The sequence below is a fragment of the Streptomyces massasporeus genome, from assembly GCF_014648995.1.
Taxonomy (GTDB): domain Bacteria; phylum Actinomycetota; class Actinomycetes; order Streptomycetales; family Streptomycetaceae; genus Streptomyces; species Streptomyces massasporeus.
Genome location: NZ_BMSE01000032.1, coordinates 35,133 through 51,537 on the forward strand (window position 1 = coordinate 35,133; position 16,405 = coordinate 51,537).

Consider the following 16,405-nt stretch of genomic DNA (forward strand, 5'->3'; position numbering starts at 1 on the left):
GACACCGGCCGTGCCGCCGCGGGCGGCGGGCGCGGACGCCGGTATCCATGCGGGAAGCGGGGCGTCGCGTACCGCTGAAGGGAGAGGCGATCAGCTCGTCTTCTTGCCCCTGTGCTGGTGGAACGCCTCGATCGACTTCCGCACCTCCGATGCCCGGTCCCACTCCGCTGTGTGCTCGCCGACGTCGTCCGGGGCGGCAAGACGCGGCGCAGCGATGTGACGGGTGCTTCAAGGAGAACGTCCTGGGCGTGGGGACCGAGCTTGGCGTAGGACCAGCCGGTTTCGTCGTCCCAGGACGTCCGGACCCCGCCCCGCGTGCCGGTGCTGCTGACGGCCCAGACCAGGAGCCCGGAGATCGCTGCGCGGCGGTCGGTCTCGTAGTAGGGGCGCAGGGCGATGCCGGCCCGGACAATCCCGGGCGGGATGCCGCGGTCGGTGAGCGCCTGGTCGACGGCACTCACGTAGGGCCAGTGCACCTGTGCCAGGACGCCCCGGCCCATGTCAGTGACCTCGCCGAGTTGGGCTGATCCAGGCCAGGGCCCCCCGGAACTGGCCTTCGAGGTGCGCGCAGATAGACGATGACGGGCTCGTACTGGCGGGCGTTACGGGCTTCGATCAGCCATGCCCGATGCTTCGCGTCCCGCCTCTCGCCGCGGCCCACAAGCCCCAGTGGAGGCAGCGGGCGTCGGTGGCCGGGCTTCTCCCACAGCCCACGTGCCTCTGCATCCTTCGAACGGGTGAAGGTCCTCCTTCCCCGCAACCACCGAACACGGGGCGCGTGTCCCGCACAGGTGACACCACCCGCTCAACAATGGGGAGCCCGCTCTTGCGCAAGAACCTCGTCACGGCTGCCGCTGTTACGGCCGGCGCACTGACCACCCTGACCCTGGTGCCGGCACACGCGGCCGAGTACAGCTCGGCGTTGAAGATCCGCGGAGTCCAGTACGACGCGCCGGGCCGGGACTCCAACAGCTGCTCCTCGGGCAACACCGACCAGGAGTACCTGACGGTGAAGAACTACTCGTCCCGCTCGACGATCAACCTCAAGGGCTACGTCGTCAAGGACGCCACCGGCAACCGCTTCACCTTCACCAGCAGCCACTACCTGCAGCCCGGCGACTATGTAAAGCTGCGCGGCGGCCACGGCACCGACTCCGACACGAACAACGTCGTCTACCGCGACAACTGCAACTTCCTGTGGAACAACGACAAGGACACCATCTACCTGTACAAGCCCACAGGCAGCCGAGCCGACGTCCACGCCTACACCAGCCGCAGCAACGATTCTGACGGCAACGGCTACATCAACTTCCACAGCTGAGACCACCCCAGCCAACTCTGGGCCAACTGCCACTGAGCCCACCCCGGCTCACCTGGGGCGACGCTGCTGCAAGGTGCCAGGACCGCGCCCCAGGCCACCGCTACCCGGCGATCGGAGCGACACCGAGCCCGCACGACCCAGCTGCCTTCGCTCGCGCGCCGTGTCTCGGGTGACGCTGGCCGTCAAGAGGAGGACTGCTGTGGTCCTCGGGGCACCCGAAGGGACCAGGAGATCCATGGGTGAGAAAAAGGGACATCGGTATGACGATGGCGGCCATGCAGCTCGGCCAGGCAACGCACATGCCCGCCGATTCAAGCGCGGCTCCGGCAAGCTTGTGCGCCTGTACCGCCGCTACCACGCCTGGCGTGCCCCGTTCCCGCTGTGGGCGCGGATCGGGTGCGACGTCTTGTTCTGGGCCCTCACCGCCGCGGCGGCCTACGTCGCGATCGGCAGCCTGTGCGGCGCAATCCTCATCGCAGCTCCCCTACTCGGGTTCCTCGGACTCGCATCGAGCAAAGAGCACGACGACGGCATCGACTGGAGCGACCACCGCATGGGAGGACAGCCCAAAAACCCCGGGCCCAAGATCTAATGCTGCCTCTCCTCACCCCTGGGCACTCGATTGCGACGAGCTGGCGCGTACCCCGCTCTGCGGGCTGCGCGCACCGGTCGCGCTCGGAGCTTGCCCGAAGGTCAAGGGGAACGGTCCTGCAGACCGCTCCTCATGTACTTCACGTCAATGAGGAGCGGTCTGTGGGACGTCAGGTTGCACGGCGGAGGGGGACGACGACGTTCTCGCCCATCCGCTTGGGGTCAAGCCGGTAGTACCTGATGTGGCCGAGCCTCTCGGTCTCCTCGAGCCAGCCGGCTTCGATGACCTGCTTGCGGGTGCGGGAGAAGACGGGTGCGGCCATTCCGACGAGTTTGGCCAGGTTGGCGGCGGTCTCGAGTACGGCTCCGGACCGGTCGGTCGGGTGCAGGGCGTACAGCATGACGACGAGGCGCTGGTTGGCGGTCATGCCGGCCGTCTTCTCAAGCAGCTCGAGGTTCTTCTGCTTGTCGTCGCTGCTGATCACTGGGCCTCCCACCGTGCAGGCACGTTCTCGTTGAATCCGGGGATGTCGGGCGGGTTGCACGTCTTCACCGCTTCACGCTGCTCGAGCCCGGTTCCGTGGAAGGCGATGTAGGGGCTGATCCGGTAGAAGTTGTAGTTGCCGATGCGTCCGCGGACGATCAGGATGCGGTGCTTGGCCAGCTTCCGGTTGATCTTCCCGACAGCGTCGGTGGACATCCCCACCCGCTTGGCGATGTCGGCCCCGGTGGCCCTCAACGGTTCCATGCCCTCGGGCGATACACCGATCCACCACAGGACGAGGAATTTCTGGCTGGGCGTGAACGCCTTCGATTCGGTGATCGCCTCGACGCGCGCCTTGTCAACCTGCGTGTGCCTGCCGGAGAAGGCGTACGGCGCGTAGGGGACCGCCTCGCCCGTCTCGGCATCAACCAGCCTGCGTACTGCTCCCAACGGTCCCTCCGTGCACGGGGGTTGTTCAACGGTTCATGAGAGGCGGCTGCAAGGCCGACTAGATGAACTTAACGTACATGAGCAGGAAGTCAATCAACCGTGCCTGTCGGCCGTGTCGCCTGCTGACATGCCCAGGATTCGCACCATCCAGCCGCACCGCATCGCCGAACTCTCATGTACGTCACGTCAATCTACTCCGGCTGCAGGATCGTGGTACTCAGATCCTTCTGCCGGGGTGCCAGTTCTCAGGACCGCTATCCGGGTCTGTCAGATCGTGGTGCACGTTTCATGGCACTGTGTGACACGACTGAAGGATCTGTTCACTCAGGTCTCCTGATCGCCCTCTGCTGCCGGAGGAACTGCCTGCCAGTTCCTCCGATCTTGCTTGTTCGAGGTATTTACGCAGGTCAGAGGCCAACGAGTGGCCGCGCTCTCTTACCTCAGTAGGAGCCCCGCCGTGCGCACCACGGCACAGGCAACGCCGAACACTTCAGTACGGCAGGAGTCAGGCTCACCTAGTCGAACCTGTGGCATTAGGACGAACGGACCGGAAGTCCACCACCCGAGCGCCCTTCCGGTCTGCAGTCGAACAATCGACTTGGACCCCCGACCACACAAGTGGTGCCAGTCTCCCGGACCTCCGCCACCCGTACCCCGCCGCTTTCCGGCGCGTATGGTCTCGGCCACCACGAAACGGATTCGCGCCGGGAAGTGGCGGGGGCAGCGGGGTCCAGGGGCCGGCGAAGGCCCCTGGTACCACGCTGCTCAGCCACCCTTCGAAGTGGTCGTCAACCAGCAGTCTGACGACGGCAATAGCACCCACCGCCCGAGGTCGTGACCCGCACTCAAGTACCTACCTGCACCAGCAAGAGAGTTCTGCAGGGATCACCAAGCACTGTCTGGAGCCGGACCCTGCCAGGACCTCACGGTCGCAGTTCACCGGTGACGAGGCCCAGGTACTGATTCTCCGAACGCGGGTTGCGCACGAAGTCGCTGACCCACATGGTCAACCACCTCAAGGCCCCCGACACGTTCGTGTGGCCGCTGAACTTGCCTACCGACGGCATCCGGCCCCTGCGGGCCCGAGACGCCCGCACCAGCACCGACTTCGACCCCACCCAGACGCGGCCAAGACGCCCCGGCCCCTGAGGCCCAGCCGGCCCTCCGGCTAGTCAGCTGAACCACCGCCCACCCTGGGCACCACACAGCGGCCCCCGACTCGGAGGGCGCCGTCGTCGTTCTCAGCGAGAACGGAGCAGCATGCCGGTAGCGCCAGCTACACCGGATCGTTTTCCAGAAGCAGAAGAAGCCGGCGCCACCTGCTGCACCAACCAGTGTCGTCCTCCGGCCAATGCAGCGTGCTACGCGGGCTCATGCAAATGCTGCGCTGCACCCACGCCGTGAGTCCGAGATTGAGGAGCGCCAATCTCCTCGCGCACCAGCGTCCGGTGTCGGCCTCGTGGTGTCGGACACATCACCGCCGCCTGTGCGGCCCCGCCGGATCCAGCGGGGCGGTGCGGACGATCTGGCGGACCACCGCGCGCACCGTGGGCTCATGAGGGTCTGGAGTCCGTTGTGGCCAGGTGCGGTGAGTGGCGGCTGATCATGTGGCGCTGGAGGAACGGCGAGTGGAACCTGCTCGCTCCGCTGTCACGGGTCTGGGCCGACGGCGGCTACACCGGCCACCTCACTGCCCGGACCACCCAGCACCTCGGAGTCGTCCTCGACATCGTCCGCCGCAGCGTTGATACGGCCTGTCTCGGCACGCCAGCCACGCCCGGTGCTTGCCCACCGAGGACCTGCTCGGGCGTCCGTCAGGGAAGCAGGCCCGTGTGTGCGAGGGCGGCCGCGCTCAGAATGGCGATGGCCTCCTGGTCACGCCGACGCCAGGCGTCGGCGAAGCCGCCGGGCGGGGTCGGCAACTTGACGAGGGCGGCCGGTGGACCGGTGAGAGCACGTAGGGCGAGCAGGTCGGCACCGCCCGGCGCGTCGGTGAGGCGACGGACGATCATGCTGCGACGAATCCAGAGCAGACGCGGAGGCAGCCACAGCACCAGGATCAGGAGCACCAGGACGACAACGAGAGCCGTGGTGGCCACATCGGCGATTTGAGTGACGGTCTCCTGGAACGATGCGCCCGCATCCGCGAAATCGGTGCTGGCGTCGGCCGCGGATTGGAGCGGCTTCTTCAGCACATCGCCGACGAACGGTACGTTCGACGCCGCGTCCCCGGCGTTACCGAGGTCCTCGGCGAGGCCGTGTCCGGAGCTCTCAACCTTTTGCCCCGGCTCGGCCAACAGCATGATCGTGTCCCGGACAAAGAAGGCCACCCACACCGTGGTAGCGATCAGAGCCACGGCGATCAGGTCCACGAGCACCTGGCGGTTCCGGCGTGCGGGAGTCTGGGCGTAGAGGCGCAACGGCGAGGTCCTGTCCGGTTCAGAGAGTCGAGGAGAATCGGCCGCCCCGCCGGCGACTCGGCTGGCCGGTCGTCGGAACCCAGTCTTCCATCGCGCTCACCGGGGAGACGTGCAAGACGCGCACCATGGGCGGTCCGGCGACCACCTGTCGCCACGCAAGTTGGCCCTGTCCGCCAGGCAGCACCGGTTTTGGGTCAGCCTCATTGGGCCCATCTGAAGTCGTGTCCCGGCATCTACGGCCAGCGGCCTGAGCTGCGGACGCGCGAGTCCGACGTGGCGACCAGGATCGCCAAGCCCTGTTACGAGGGGCACGAGGGCGAGTTTCCGGCTGGACGGGCGGCTGTCCGCGGCGCGCTGAAGTACGTCTTGGATGAGAAGGCCGACCCAAGTCACCCGCGCTCCGATCGACTACGAGGCGAGATGGGCGGGCGGCTCGTGGGGCAGGATGGTCACGTCGATCACGAAGGGGCGGGGCGTGCGGCTGACTATCGACACCGAGGCCGACAGCTACGAGCAGGCGATCGCGGCCGTGCAGGCGGCTTACGGGCTCCGTCCCGATGTCCCGGCCGGCTGGCCCGACGCACCGGTATCCGAGCCCCGACCTGGGCCGGACGACCTGGACGAGGACGATCTTGGGGGCGGTTGGACGGACCGCCATCTGTTCCAGATGATCGCAGCCCTCATGCCCAGGGCCCGAGCGGTACTGCGTCGCATCGTGGAGATGGGCGGCACGGCCTCGTACGACGAGGTCCAGCAATACTTCGCCGTTCACCCAACAAACCCAATACCGCGGACCAAGATCGGTGGGACCCTAACGAGCGTCAAGGCGGTGCAGCGCCACGTCGGCCCAGAGGGTGCGGCCCATTTGCTCCAGCGAGATGAGCGAGCGCGGCTCTACAAGATCGAGCGGGCCCTGGTGGACGGGCTCATGCGGGCTTTCGCCCTTGCTGACCTCCGCCCAGACCTGATGCGCCGTGATCCACACGCACAGGAGCCTAGCCTCATCTGAACAAAGCCCTACCGGGTCCGGCTACGTCACCAGTGCCGCCAGTTGGCCGGCGGCGCGTGCACCGCGCCTCTGGAAGCCAGGCGTCTGCTCTCCCCTACACACCGCCAGTTCGCCGTCATGCGGGCTGCGACGTCTGTCTCATCGACGGCCCCTCCATAAGGCGCTCTGCAAGGTGGAGTAGATCTGCTAGGTGCAGCACCCGTCCGTCGAAGCCTGGGAGGGGGACATGGAGCGGTTGGGTCCAGTGGGCGGGGATTGCGTCCAGCCCGTAGTACGCCCCAGCGAGGCCTCCGGTCACCGCGGCGACGGTGTCCGTGTCACCGCCGAGGTCGATCGCCGCGCGTATTGCGTCTTCGAAGTCGTTGGTGGTGCGTAGGGCCCAGACGGCTGAGCCCAGGCAGGGCCAGACGGCGCCGTTGAACTCGGTTGCCTGATCGGGGTGCCAGTCGGGGGCGAGGACGGTGGCGTAGCGGCCGCGGTGGTCGGGGTGGACAAGGGCCAGGATCTCCGGGAGCGCGGCGAGGGGGTCGGTGTCCTCGAGCGTAAGGCGGATGAGTTCGTGGAAGATCGCGGTGCCCTCCCAGGCCGCGCGGTCGCCGTGAGTGAGGGCGGCGATACGGTGAGCCGCGTCCATGGTGGCTTTCTGGCCGGCGGGGGCGAAGTGGACCGCAGAGGTAGAGGCCCGCATCAAGGAGCCGTTTCCCGCTGCTCGTTGGTTGACCTGGAAATGAATCGCGGCGGCGAGGTCCCAGGGCATGCCGTTGGTCAGGACGTCTTCCGTCTGCAGACCGATGTCCTTCGGTTCTGATGCCGCCCACCGCTGGAAGCGGGCGAAGATGTCCGGCAGATCCAGCCCGCCCCGCCCCAGCAGGGACTCCGCGACCAGGACGGCCATCTGCGTGTCGTCAGTGGCCTCGCCGGGGTCCCAGCCACCACCTCCGCACATCTCGCCACCGGCACCGGGCGCGGGAAACTGCGCGGAGAACGCTCCCGGGGAGCCAAACTCGAAGGGGGCGCCCAGGGCATCGCCCACGGCTGAGCCGACGACCGCGCCGGCCGCACGCTGAATCCGCATCATTCGCGCAGGCTATCCGCGCCGCGCCGACGGCCGCACGGCCCAATTTCCTTCCACTGCTACCCGATCCACAGGCGGCGAACGGGTCTCGTCCACGGATGTGCACCGCCTGAGTCAGGTCGTAGCCAGCCATGCCAAGTACCAGTCTCGGAAGTCCGGCCCCGGCGTCAGGCCGCCCCAGTCAGGATCGTCGAACCAGACGCGACCAGCGTCTTTCCCCGTGACGACCAGGCGGTGGAACGTGCCGCAACCGCACTCCCCGATGACCAGGCTCCCTTCGACCGAGTAGTTGGCGTCGCCGCCCTTCCCCGGCCCCCGCCACTCGTTGGTGTGCGGAAACGGAGTGGACAGGAAGCCCGCATGTCGGCCCTCTTCTCGAAGGTCGTGCAGAGCCTCTTCGCCATCTACTTCCTCTGTAAGGCCAAGGAGCCCATAGTCCGGTCCCGCTCCCCCGTCGGCGACATCCTTGAGGAAGCTCCGGTAGGAAGCGGGGAGCCCGACACCATGCTGCTGCTCGAACAGCCCGATCGTGTCCTCCGCCAGAGGAGGCCGAAGTCGATAACTAATTGTGAGGACCCGAAACGCTGACGCCGAGGGTCTTCTTGGGCCACGGCGGCAACACGGGCACGGACCGCAGCGCCGTCCCAGAACGCCCCGCGGTCAGCATCTTCACTGGTCACAGCAGCACAGTACTGGCGTTCGTTCGCGTCACCGCAGCTCGATGTGAGGTTTGGGACCAGACCGGCATCGGGGCTGCCGCCGGGCTTCGTCCCGTCCAGGCCGACCTTCACCGTCGCTTCGCCGAGTGGAGCCGACAAGGGAGCCGGCGGCCGAGCGTCGCGCCTGCCACGTCGTGCCCGGGGCGAGCACGAACCGTACGAGCGCCTGGCCGCTGCCGGTAGCTGTCCGGCCTGCCCTCTCTTACAACCTGGGAGACTCGCGGCGGCCGCGACCACGAGCCTGGCAATTGCCGCAGCACAAGAACGACCCGGCCTCTAAGTGCTGCCGAGGCCCGCACCGAACTCGGTGTTCGGTGCGGGCCCTGAGGCGTAGCGGCCGTCAGTCCAAGGGCGGTCCGAGACGGATCTTGGAGTTGCAGGCAACGTCCTGTCGGTACTCGGTGCCGTCCTGGCGGTAGTAGTAGCGGCATCCGGTCAGATCGCCGGTGACCTTGCCGGTGACGCGGACTCGGGCTGCCCAGAAGACGTCGCCGGGTTCGTGCGCTGGTACGAGGGACGGCCGGCTGGAGTGATCCGGCAGTTTCGTCAGGTTGGGTACGCCGGGTGAGCCCTTGACGGGGGAGGCGCTCAGCGGGTGTCCGTCGGTGTCTTCGTGGCTGAGGGCTTTGTAGCCGACGATCTTGAGTCCTTGGGGAACCTGCGTGATCTCACCGCGCAGCAGTGTCAGCGGCTGGTCGGAGACGTTGTCGGCGGTGGGCAGTGGGACCCAGTACTCGTTGCCGACCTGCGTGTGAGGGCTCGTCACCTCGAGCCCGGCCTGGATGTCACCGTCGAGTGCGTTGCCGACTCGGTAGCCGTCTTCATAGCTGTCCTTGGAAAGGAACCAGATGGTCGCAGCGCTGACGGCCACGGCGCTCACCAGGACGACCAGGAGGCCGCGCCTGCTGCGGGCTGGCCTACTTGGAGTAGAAGACTCCGGCCTTTCCACCGCTGATGGAGCCATTTTTCCCCCAGACCCAGTGCTTGCCCGACTTGTTGCCAACGGTGATCTTCTGCTTGTGGTTGGAGTCGTAACCCGTCTTCGCCCCCATGGAGACACCGTAGAAGCTGACGGCGCTGCCGAACTTGATGCTCTTGCCCCGCGAGAGCTGGGCGTTGCCGCCCCGTTCGATGTAATTGCGGTAGGCCTTTTTGGAGCGGTTGAAGTTGGCCGATCCGTCTCTGCCGGAGACGTCCTTGCCTACCTTGCCGAGCGCTCCTCCGGCGGGCGCCTTGTAGCGCTTGGCCTCGATCTTGTACCAGGTGGAGCGGACGCTGCCGGAGCAGATGTACTGGTTCTTGATCTTCACGTACTCGATCGGCACCTTGTACTGCTTGGCGTAGTGGGGGCCCTTGTTGGTGTAGCCAACGGAGATGCTGACGCTGTGGGAGACCTCCTTGGAACCGCCCAGGGTCCAGTCGCCGTTGCTCTTGATGGCCGTCTCGACGCTGGTGTTCATCGAGGACTCGTATTCGAAGGTGGCCTTCGCGTCCCAGCCCGCGTGCGCCTCGCCCACCACTGTGTATTTGATCTTCGAGGCGACGGGCATGCGGATCGTGTCGCAGGTGCCCGATCCCATGGGCACAACATGTGGCCGTACGGCCTCGGCAGCGACGTTCTTGCCGCCGACGAGGTAGGGGTCATAGTCGGCAGGCAGGGTGGCGGAGTCGCTTTGCCATTGTGGATCGTCACCGTCGACAACGGCCGGGCTGTTCTCGACCTTGGCCGCGTAGGTCTGGCCTTCGGTGCTGGCGGCGAAAGTGTCTTTCAGGTTGCCTTCGGTGTCCACGGTGTTGGGGATCAGCTTGACGCTGTGGCCGTTGTCGGGGCCCGCGATGCTGGTGTCGACGGCTGCCTGGTCGGTGATGGCGGACAGCGTGTCCACGGCGAGCATCTTCACGCCGCTGGTGGTGGTGCCCATGGCGACGGCCTCGAGGTTGAGCACCCCGCCGTTGTCGTCCTTGGCCTGCTGCACCGAGGCCGGGAGGGCCTCGGGCAGGGTGAGGGACCAGGAGCCGTCCGGGCCGGTGGTCGTGGTGCCGACTACGGTCTGCTTCGTCTCACCCGAGGCATCCATGTCGACGTCGGGTGCGGTGACGGTGACCGGCAGGCCGGGGGCGGCCTGACCGTTGCCGAGGGTGAAGGTACCGGTCACGGTGCGGGAGGGCGGCGCGATGGTGTCGCCGGCTGGGTCCCCTGCGACGGCGTCGCCCGTGTCGTCCGGCGGGGTGCCGAAGTAGGGGGCGATGGACGGGTCTGGGTCGGTCAGGCAGGGGCCGGCGTCGGCCATGATGTCGCCGACGATGCCGGCGCGCACGTCGTCGTCTACCTGGGTCCAGGGGCCGGTGGTGTAGGTGCGGACCTGCCCGGTGGTGTCGGGGTCGGCGGTGACGGTCTGGGTGCTGACGGTCCCCGGGCCGGGCGCCCACGCCTGGGTGGCGTCGATACCGGTGGTGACTTCGGTGGTGCCCGACAGTCTGACCGTGGGGCCGGTGATGAGGCTTACCGGCAGCAGGGTGCTCTGCTGAACGGTGCCGTCCTTCAGCCACTGCACGGTGGAGTTGATTATCCAGGCATCGTCCGCGGCGCTGATGGCCGTGGTGATGGAAGATTTGGTGCCGTTGACGACGCGGGTCAGGGTGCCGTCGCCGGTCGTCGGGCTGGACTGCTTGTAGACGTCCATGGTGCCGTCTGAGGCGAAGACGAGGAACCACTGGCCGTTGGTCAGGATCCGCTTCGCGGACGACCAGTTGAGGCTGTAGGTCTTCACCGGGGTCAGCAGGTCGCCGCCGGTGGCGGTGTTGTCCTTATACGCCTTGACCTGACCGCCGATGGTGGCCTCGTACAAGATGCCGTCACCACCGCCCGTGAACACCTTGCTGGTCATCGGCACACTGGCCGTGTTCAGGGTGTCCAGGAGCGCGGCGTCCGGGCTCTTCGGGCCCCACTCCATGTACTTGCGAAGGACTCGCTTGGCGGCAATGTTGTTGGTGGTGGCCGGCTCCCAGACGTAGGTGGGAACCGAGTAGGTGGTGCAGTCGCCGGCGGCGGCGGCCGGCTGGGCGGTTGTGATGGTTTGCGACGCGATGGACGCGCTGACCACGAGGACGGCGCATGCCGTCCAAGTCGCGCGGGACGCTGAACGTCTGTTCTGGCCGACGGCCATGGAATCCCCCCTGTAGTTCACTGCGCGCCTTTGCAGCTGACGCGCAGATGGTGCGAACGAGCTGGTCAAGCTCGCGGTAGGCGGATTCAAGCACAGCGTCTCGATAGCAAAATGGAGCTGAATGCTCTGGTTGTGGCTTCAGATCGCCCCATGTGTGTAAGTCGTGCCGCTTATGTGATGGAGGAGTGTTGAGCTTCCTCTGAGCTGCAACCTCAATCCTTTGCCGATCCTTGCCATCTCCGTCTCCTTCTTGATCAACTGCTGAGACAAGAACGAGACAACCGGTTCGCGGTCGGGCGCTGCACCGGCACCCTTACAGCACGGCGCTGTTACTCAGAGCGAACAGAGGGACGAACACGACGCAGGGCCTTGGCCAGGCCGCACACTCCGGGGCCGGCCATGCCACAGGGCTCCCGGAACCATGCCTGCAGCCGCACATCCGACTTGCCGACGAGGAACCAGCGCTCCACTTACGCCAGCCCAACCCCCGGACCGGGCGCATCTCCTGAGGCCAGCGTCACCCCGTCACCGATACCGGTAGAGCTGGTGCAGCAGGAGAACATCGGTCTGCCACTGTGAACGGGCGTACCGCTGCCGGAACGCATCCACCTGGATCGCCTCCAGCGGCAACATCAGCGGATCCTCAGAAACCGCGCTCCCCAGCACCGCAGTCTGTATGCGCCGCGTGTCCCGCGCGACGAGCCCCCAACTCGCTTACCCTGTACATCGGTTCGTCCATCGTGCCACCGGCAGGCTCGGACACGCAGGCAAGCAAGCCAAGTCCGGGCACCGCTGACACCGTGCAGGCGACCTCCGGCAGCAGTAATCCCGCTCAAGGCAGATCTCATACGATCTGAGAACCGGCTGTGACCGAACGGGAGGGACCGCGGTGGACCCATGACTCTTGACGAAGAGAGCCACCACCGCGCACCGGATAGGGAGAGCGAGCGGCGACTCACCCCCACCACGTCGAAGCAGGTTGCATACGACGTAGTGCTGGACTGTTTCTCCCGGGCACCGGATGAGGTGCCACACACCCGTGCCCTGATCGCCGCCGGAGAGAAAAACCCCTGGTGGCACGGCTTCTTCGCACTAGTCCTTGCCATGCTCTGCACCTATGGCGCATATGCCATTGGTTGGGGCGTGTACGTCGTGTTACACGAAGCTCCACGAGCGGTCGCCATCGCCTGTGGTGTCTGCACGGGACTGGTCTGGTGCGTGTCACTTTTCGAGGCGGGTACTTTGCTGGGCGACAGACTTGACAGGACCGGACGGCGGGACGGACTGGTGCACAGGGGCACGGACACGGTGCTCGCCTGCTTTCGCGCCATGGAGGCACCGGACACTGAGCGCCCCCGACTCCTCCAGGAGGTCGATGCCCTGTACCGGCGGACCGAGCCCCTCGTGCTCCGCGCGCACCGGACCCGCGGCACGATGCGGAGCTCCTCGCCACGGCGGACCGTCGCGCGGCAGCACGCCGAACTGGTGGCCGGCGCGCTCCGACGCGACCTGTGCCGGGTGGATGCCGAACCGGAGAAGGCGCTACGGGATCTGGCGGGGAAGCTTGTCACGGTCTGCGAGCGCTATGCCGAGGGACGGGTGAGCAGACTGCTGGCCGAGACGGACCTGGCGGACGTGGAACCGGTGACACTCACCCGCCAGAGGCTCCGAGAAACGGCGCACATGGTCGGGGTGATCGTCGCCATGTTCTGCGGAGCCCTTGCCGCATGGCTGGGCTGGAGGGCGGCCGGTCTGCCGGAGGGCCTCCCGTCGGAACTCGCGCCGGTAGTGGGGATGGTGCTCGGCGGGCTGCTGGCCGGCGGCTGGCAGCGCATGGTGCGAGTGGCGGAACTACTGCCGGGACGGTAGCGCTGCACACCATGGCCACCGGTGGGAGAAGAGCTCAACGTGCCGTTCGCACCATGGCCATCCCTGCCCTCGCCGGACCTGGCCACGGTCGCAGAGCGGCGGAGCCGTAGTGAACCAGGCTGCTCCCCGTGCTTGCGGGGATGACCTCACCGACCCGATAACCATCGACGACTACATCGCTTGCTCCGCGGACACGAGGAGTGGTTACCGAGCATCGACATCGACGACAAACTCGGCGGGCCGACTTAAACCAGCCGGTTCGCGTTGCCCCTTCGCGCTAAGCAGGTGTGCCGCGAGAAAGTCGGTGGCGTCGCATTCCAAAGGCGATCGCCGCCCGGCACCGGATCAGGGTTTCCACGTGCGCAGGAAGGAGGCGATCCGGGAGGTGTTGCAGCGGGGGTTGTTCAACTCATGGGCAAGTGCGGTGAGCTGTTCGCGGGTGGGGTTGACGGGGATGTTGCTGGCCTCGAGATACATGACTGCGGCGGCGCAGGCGACGGTGAGGTTGGAGCGCTCCAGCCATCGGCAGCGGCCCAGGGTGTGCACCAAGGCGGCGGCGCGGGCGTAGGGGCCGTCGTATACGGGGATGTCGAGGAGTTCGCCGCGGTGGCGGGCGACGGCGGCGATGGGGACGCCGTAGTCGTCGGCGGCCGGGTCACGGCGTCCGGCCCGCTCGGCTACCTCGAGGATCCACGACTCATCGATGTGCAAGATCACGCGGCGGCGCCGGGCTGCGGATCGGTGTACGGGGCGTCGAGCTGCTGCTCGAGGTCGTCGAGGAAGGCGCCGTGCTCATCGATGAGCCGCTGGGCGGCCGCCATGCCGGCGGCGCGGGCGCCGGTGGTGTCCTCGACGATGAGCCGTTCCACGTACCTGTTGAAGTCCAGGCGGCGGGCGGCCGCGGCGGCCTTGCCGGCTGCGAGCACGTTCTCTTCGAGTCGGACCTGTGTCTGTTTCTTAGTGGAAGCCATACCTCATGGTAGCAGGGTGGTAGCATCGTGGCGCTTGCCTAGGCCGGAACCCAGGGAGTCGATGTCGTTTTTGGAGCCCGCGATCGGCACGGGTGGGACTTGAACTGGAGGCGGCCCGCCGAAATCAATCCCTAGCATTGCGTTCACCGCAATCTTTTGCGACTATCGTAACCATGCATCCGATCGAAGAACTGGCCACCCTGCGCAATCCGATGCCCGAACCGGGCACCGTCACCCCCAAGGACTGCCACGACGACGCCTGCGACCACGTCGCCGAACAGCGCAAGAAGGACGTCCTCCGCTTGGAGGCCGCGAGCGACGGCCTCCAAGCGGATCCGCTGCTGCTGGCACTTGATGACCTGAAGACACAGAAGGAGGCCATCGACACTCAGATCCGCCAACTTCTTGCCTACGGGCGGGAGTTCCACGGCAGCCGCCCCTACGGGCTCGAGGAACTTGCCCGCCACGCCGGGTACAGCATCTCCGGTGTGCGCACCGCCTACGGCGAGACGGAAATCAGGCAGGTCGCCGCACAAATCGACAGGGAGCCGAACCGGCCCCGCCGTGACACCGTCAAGGACGGCCGGTAGGCACGGCAGGCGGCACGCTCTGCCGGAGAGCGCACGAAGGACACGTTCGGATCAACCGGCGTCAAACGCTGAGTCTGGCCGACACCGCGGCCGCACACGCAGCGCGGCCTGAGGTCCCCCGGGGGTGAGGAAGCGGAGCACCCGATGGACTCGCATGGGGCTGGAGTGTGGGCGCATGGGAGGCTGTGCGAGGGGCCGTGCCGGACGCAGCCGGCACGGCCCCTCCTGCGCCTCACGGACTTGGTGGGCTTTTCCGCATTGTGAGGGGTCAGCTGCTTTCGCTCCGCCCCTCTGCACCGCAGCCCTACATACCGCGGAGTACCTGACAGATTCGGAAATCGCCTGCTCCGTCCCCACCCCCAACAGAGATGAGGTTAAACGACAAGCTCACTCAAATATCGGTTCCCAGCGCACGCCGTGCGGCGACCTGGAACGCGACCTCCAAGGGCTTCTTAGCCTCGAACCCAGCCATAAACTGCCGGTCGTGCTCCGCGAGATTCCCAGTACCCTGCTGGATTGCGGCTTGAATCCAGGTGCCAGTCACCAGCTCCCAGCGCCTCAGAGCTTCTCGCAGCTCCTCAGCGGTTGCAGCCACAGTGCGCGGGCCAGCCATCGTGACCGCCGCCGACGCGGCACTGAACTGAGTCCAGGCGTCGTGCACGCTGAGGCGGGCACTCTCCCAGTCTTCAACACCGCTGTCGCCGTGAAGGAGATCGGACGCCTTCCAGACGGCATTGGAAAGTTGCTTCGCGCAGGTGACAAAGCCTGTATAGGTCTCGCGGCGCAAATCCGCGAGCCAACGCCTCTCCTCTGCGCGATGCTGAGCATCGAGACTCCGGAGCTGCGCGCTGAGGGTGAGCAGTCCTCCGCCTATACCGCCGACAGCACCGATCACTGCACCAAGTATCGCTGCAACGCTAGCGTCCACTTGGCTCGCCCCTCTCGCTGGTCTCAATCGTTGTTCCCCGTCGTCTCCCCATCCAGGCGGATGGTCACTGCGCACCCTGACCTGGGATCAACACACCTCGCTCCAGTCGCAAAGACGCCGCCTCACGCCGGGAGCCTGGCGACGGTGCGGGCTTCTGCGGATTGAGTGGTGCTTGCTCATGCCCTGCTCGCTAATCACCCAGGTTTTCCGGCGGCACGGTCGCCGTCACCGCGGCGGGCAGCTGGCCATTCAGGACTTCCTGACGCGGCAATGACAGCCCGAAGTGCTGCTGCAAGGCGGTCAGGGTCGCACGCAACGAGTCGAACTCCTCACTCACGTCATCATCGAGGAGTCCGGCTTCTTCGAACGCCGGGAGCAGGAAAGCCATGCCCTCGTCTGGGGTGTCACCGATGTCGAAGCGACCGACGGTTTCGCCGTCGCGGTAGTACCAGCACTCCCTGGGCGGGTCGTCCGGCTTCGGGGTCAGGTGCAAGACCTCGACCCCGCCTGCGGAGACGTCGGGGTGAGCCCACCAAGCCTTGGAGGGCCAGCCCTGTTCCACCGCATATGACCAGCCCGCGCATTCTCCGAAGCGGGCCACGCGGGCTGATTCGCGGTCGTTGAACGTCAGTCGCTCGGCCTCGGCGAAAGTGATCGGTTCGAGCACTTCACCGGGCCGGGCGCCGAGCCGGACAACGAGGTCGGCTGGGCTGATGCCGCGTGCGAAGGTGACGAACAAGATGGGGGCGTCTCCGCGCCAGGCGTCGGTCAGCCACGCGATGCCGTCGCTCAATGTCTGCTCCTGTTTCTT

The 16,405-nt window shown here is 66.6% G+C and carries 16 protein-coding genes; 5 read left to right on the forward strand and 11 right to left on the reverse strand.

Annotation, left to right across the window (positions count from 1 at the left end; all coding sequences use genetic code 11):
• Positions 1-811: 811 nt before the first annotated feature.
• Both IE153_RS39305 and IE153_RS39310 read left to right on the forward strand, forming a co-directional pair.
• Entirely contained in the window at positions 812-1,321 is a 510-nt protein-coding gene (locus IE153_RS39305; protein WP_189594462.1) for a lamin tail domain-containing protein, read from the forward strand.
• A 235-nt stretch (positions 1,322-1,556) separates the two neighbouring features.
• A complete protein-coding gene (locus IE153_RS39310) occupies positions 1,557-1,913 on the forward strand; it encodes a hypothetical protein (RefSeq protein ID WP_189594463.1) in 357 nt (118 codons plus the stop codon).
• 169 nt (positions 1,914-2,082) lie between these two features.
• Here IE153_RS39310 and IE153_RS39315 read toward each other — a convergent pair whose 3' ends face one another.
• The 3 genes from IE153_RS39315 to IE153_RS39325 all read right to left on the reverse strand — a co-directional run bounded on the left by IE153_RS39315 (position 2,083) and on the right by IE153_RS39325 (position 5,218).
• Positions 2,083-2,394 carry a hypothetical protein gene (locus tag IE153_RS39315; RefSeq protein ID WP_059423490.1) on the reverse strand — a complete coding sequence of 104 codons (312 nt, stop codon included), beginning with the start codon at positions 2,392-2,394 and terminating at the stop codon, positions 2,083-2,085.
• Positions 2,394-2,846, reverse strand: coding sequence for a MarR family transcriptional regulator (locus IE153_RS39320; protein WP_102907254.1), 453 nt, complete (start codon positions 2,844-2,846; stop codon positions 2,394-2,396). Before IE153_RS39320 ends, IE153_RS39315 begins: the two co-directional genes overlap by 1 nt.
• Before the next feature lie 1,814 nt (positions 2,847-4,660).
• Positions 4,661-5,218, reverse strand: coding sequence for a hypothetical protein (locus IE153_RS39325; RefSeq protein ID WP_229829396.1), 558 nt, complete (start codon positions 5,216-5,218; stop codon positions 4,661-4,663).
• Positions 5,219-5,741: 523 nt separating this feature from the next.
• On the opposite strand from IE153_RS39325, the gene IE153_RS39330 reads away from it, so the two are divergent.
• Positions 5,742-6,275, forward strand: a complete 534-nt coding sequence (locus IE153_RS39330; protein WP_189594465.1) for a hypothetical protein — start codon at positions 5,742-5,744, stop codon at positions 6,273-6,275.
• Positions 6,276-6,390: 115 nt separating this feature from the next.
• Here the strand turns inward: IE153_RS39330 and IE153_RS39335 are convergent, their stop codons facing one another.
• From IE153_RS39335 to IE153_RS39350, 4 genes are all read right to left on the reverse strand, one after another.
• The gene (locus IE153_RS39335; RefSeq protein WP_189594466.1) at positions 6,391-7,353 is read right to left on the reverse strand and encodes an ADP-ribosylglycohydrolase family protein; all 963 of its coding nucleotides are present in this window, start codon (positions 7,351-7,353) and stop codon (positions 6,391-6,393) included.
• A 111-nt stretch (positions 7,354-7,464) separates the two neighbouring features.
• Complete coding sequence (locus IE153_RS42830) at positions 7,465-7,998, reverse strand: SMI1/KNR4 family protein (RefSeq protein ID WP_368858390.1); 534 nt, start codon at positions 7,996-7,998, stop codon at positions 7,465-7,467.
• A 411-nt stretch (positions 7,999-8,409) separates the two neighbouring features.
• A complete protein-coding gene (locus IE153_RS39345; RefSeq protein WP_189594468.1) occupies positions 8,410-8,940 on the reverse strand; it encodes a hypothetical protein in 531 nt (176 codons plus the stop codon).
• Between the two features lie 46 nt (positions 8,941-8,986).
• Positions 8,987-11,173, reverse strand: a complete 2,187-nt coding sequence (locus IE153_RS39350; protein ID WP_229829397.1) for a hypothetical protein — start codon at positions 11,171-11,173, stop codon at positions 8,987-8,989.
• A 960-nt stretch (positions 11,174-12,133) separates the two neighbouring features.
• Between IE153_RS39350 and IE153_RS39355 the strand changes: the two genes are divergently transcribed.
• Positions 12,134-13,105 carry a hypothetical protein gene (locus tag IE153_RS39355; protein WP_189594470.1) on the forward strand — a complete coding sequence of 324 codons (972 nt, stop codon included), beginning with the start codon at positions 12,134-12,136 and terminating at the stop codon, positions 13,103-13,105.
• Between the two features lie 345 nt (positions 13,106-13,450).
• Here IE153_RS39355 and IE153_RS39360 read toward each other — a convergent pair whose 3' ends face one another.
• Together IE153_RS39360 and IE153_RS39365 are read right to left on the reverse strand one after the other, a co-directional pair.
• Complete coding sequence (locus IE153_RS39360; protein WP_189594471.1) at positions 13,451-13,822, reverse strand: fic family toxin-antitoxin system, toxin component; 372 nt, start codon at positions 13,820-13,822, stop codon at positions 13,451-13,453.
• Entirely contained in the window at positions 13,819-14,076 is a 258-nt protein-coding gene (locus tag IE153_RS39365; RefSeq protein ID WP_189594472.1) for a hypothetical protein, read from the reverse strand. Before IE153_RS39365 ends, IE153_RS39360 begins: the two co-directional genes overlap by 4 nt.
• A 173-nt stretch (positions 14,077-14,249) precedes the next feature.
• Between IE153_RS39365 and IE153_RS39370 the strand changes: the two genes are divergently transcribed.
• Positions 14,250-14,666, forward strand: coding sequence for a hypothetical protein (locus IE153_RS39370; RefSeq protein ID WP_189594473.1), 417 nt, complete (start codon positions 14,250-14,252; stop codon positions 14,664-14,666).
• 391 nt (positions 14,667-15,057) lie between these two features.
• Here IE153_RS39370 and IE153_RS39375 read toward each other — a convergent pair whose 3' ends face one another.
• Together IE153_RS39375 and IE153_RS39380 are read right to left on the reverse strand one after the other, a co-directional pair.
• Complete coding sequence (locus IE153_RS39375) at positions 15,058-15,561, reverse strand: hypothetical protein (RefSeq protein WP_189594474.1); 504 nt, start codon at positions 15,559-15,561, stop codon at positions 15,058-15,060.
• Between the two features lie 223 nt (positions 15,562-15,784).
• The gene (locus IE153_RS39380) at positions 15,785-16,387 is read right to left on the reverse strand and encodes a hypothetical protein (protein WP_189594475.1); all 603 of its coding nucleotides are present in this window, start codon (positions 16,385-16,387) and stop codon (positions 15,785-15,787) included.
• Positions 16,388-16,405: the final 18 nt, after the last annotated feature.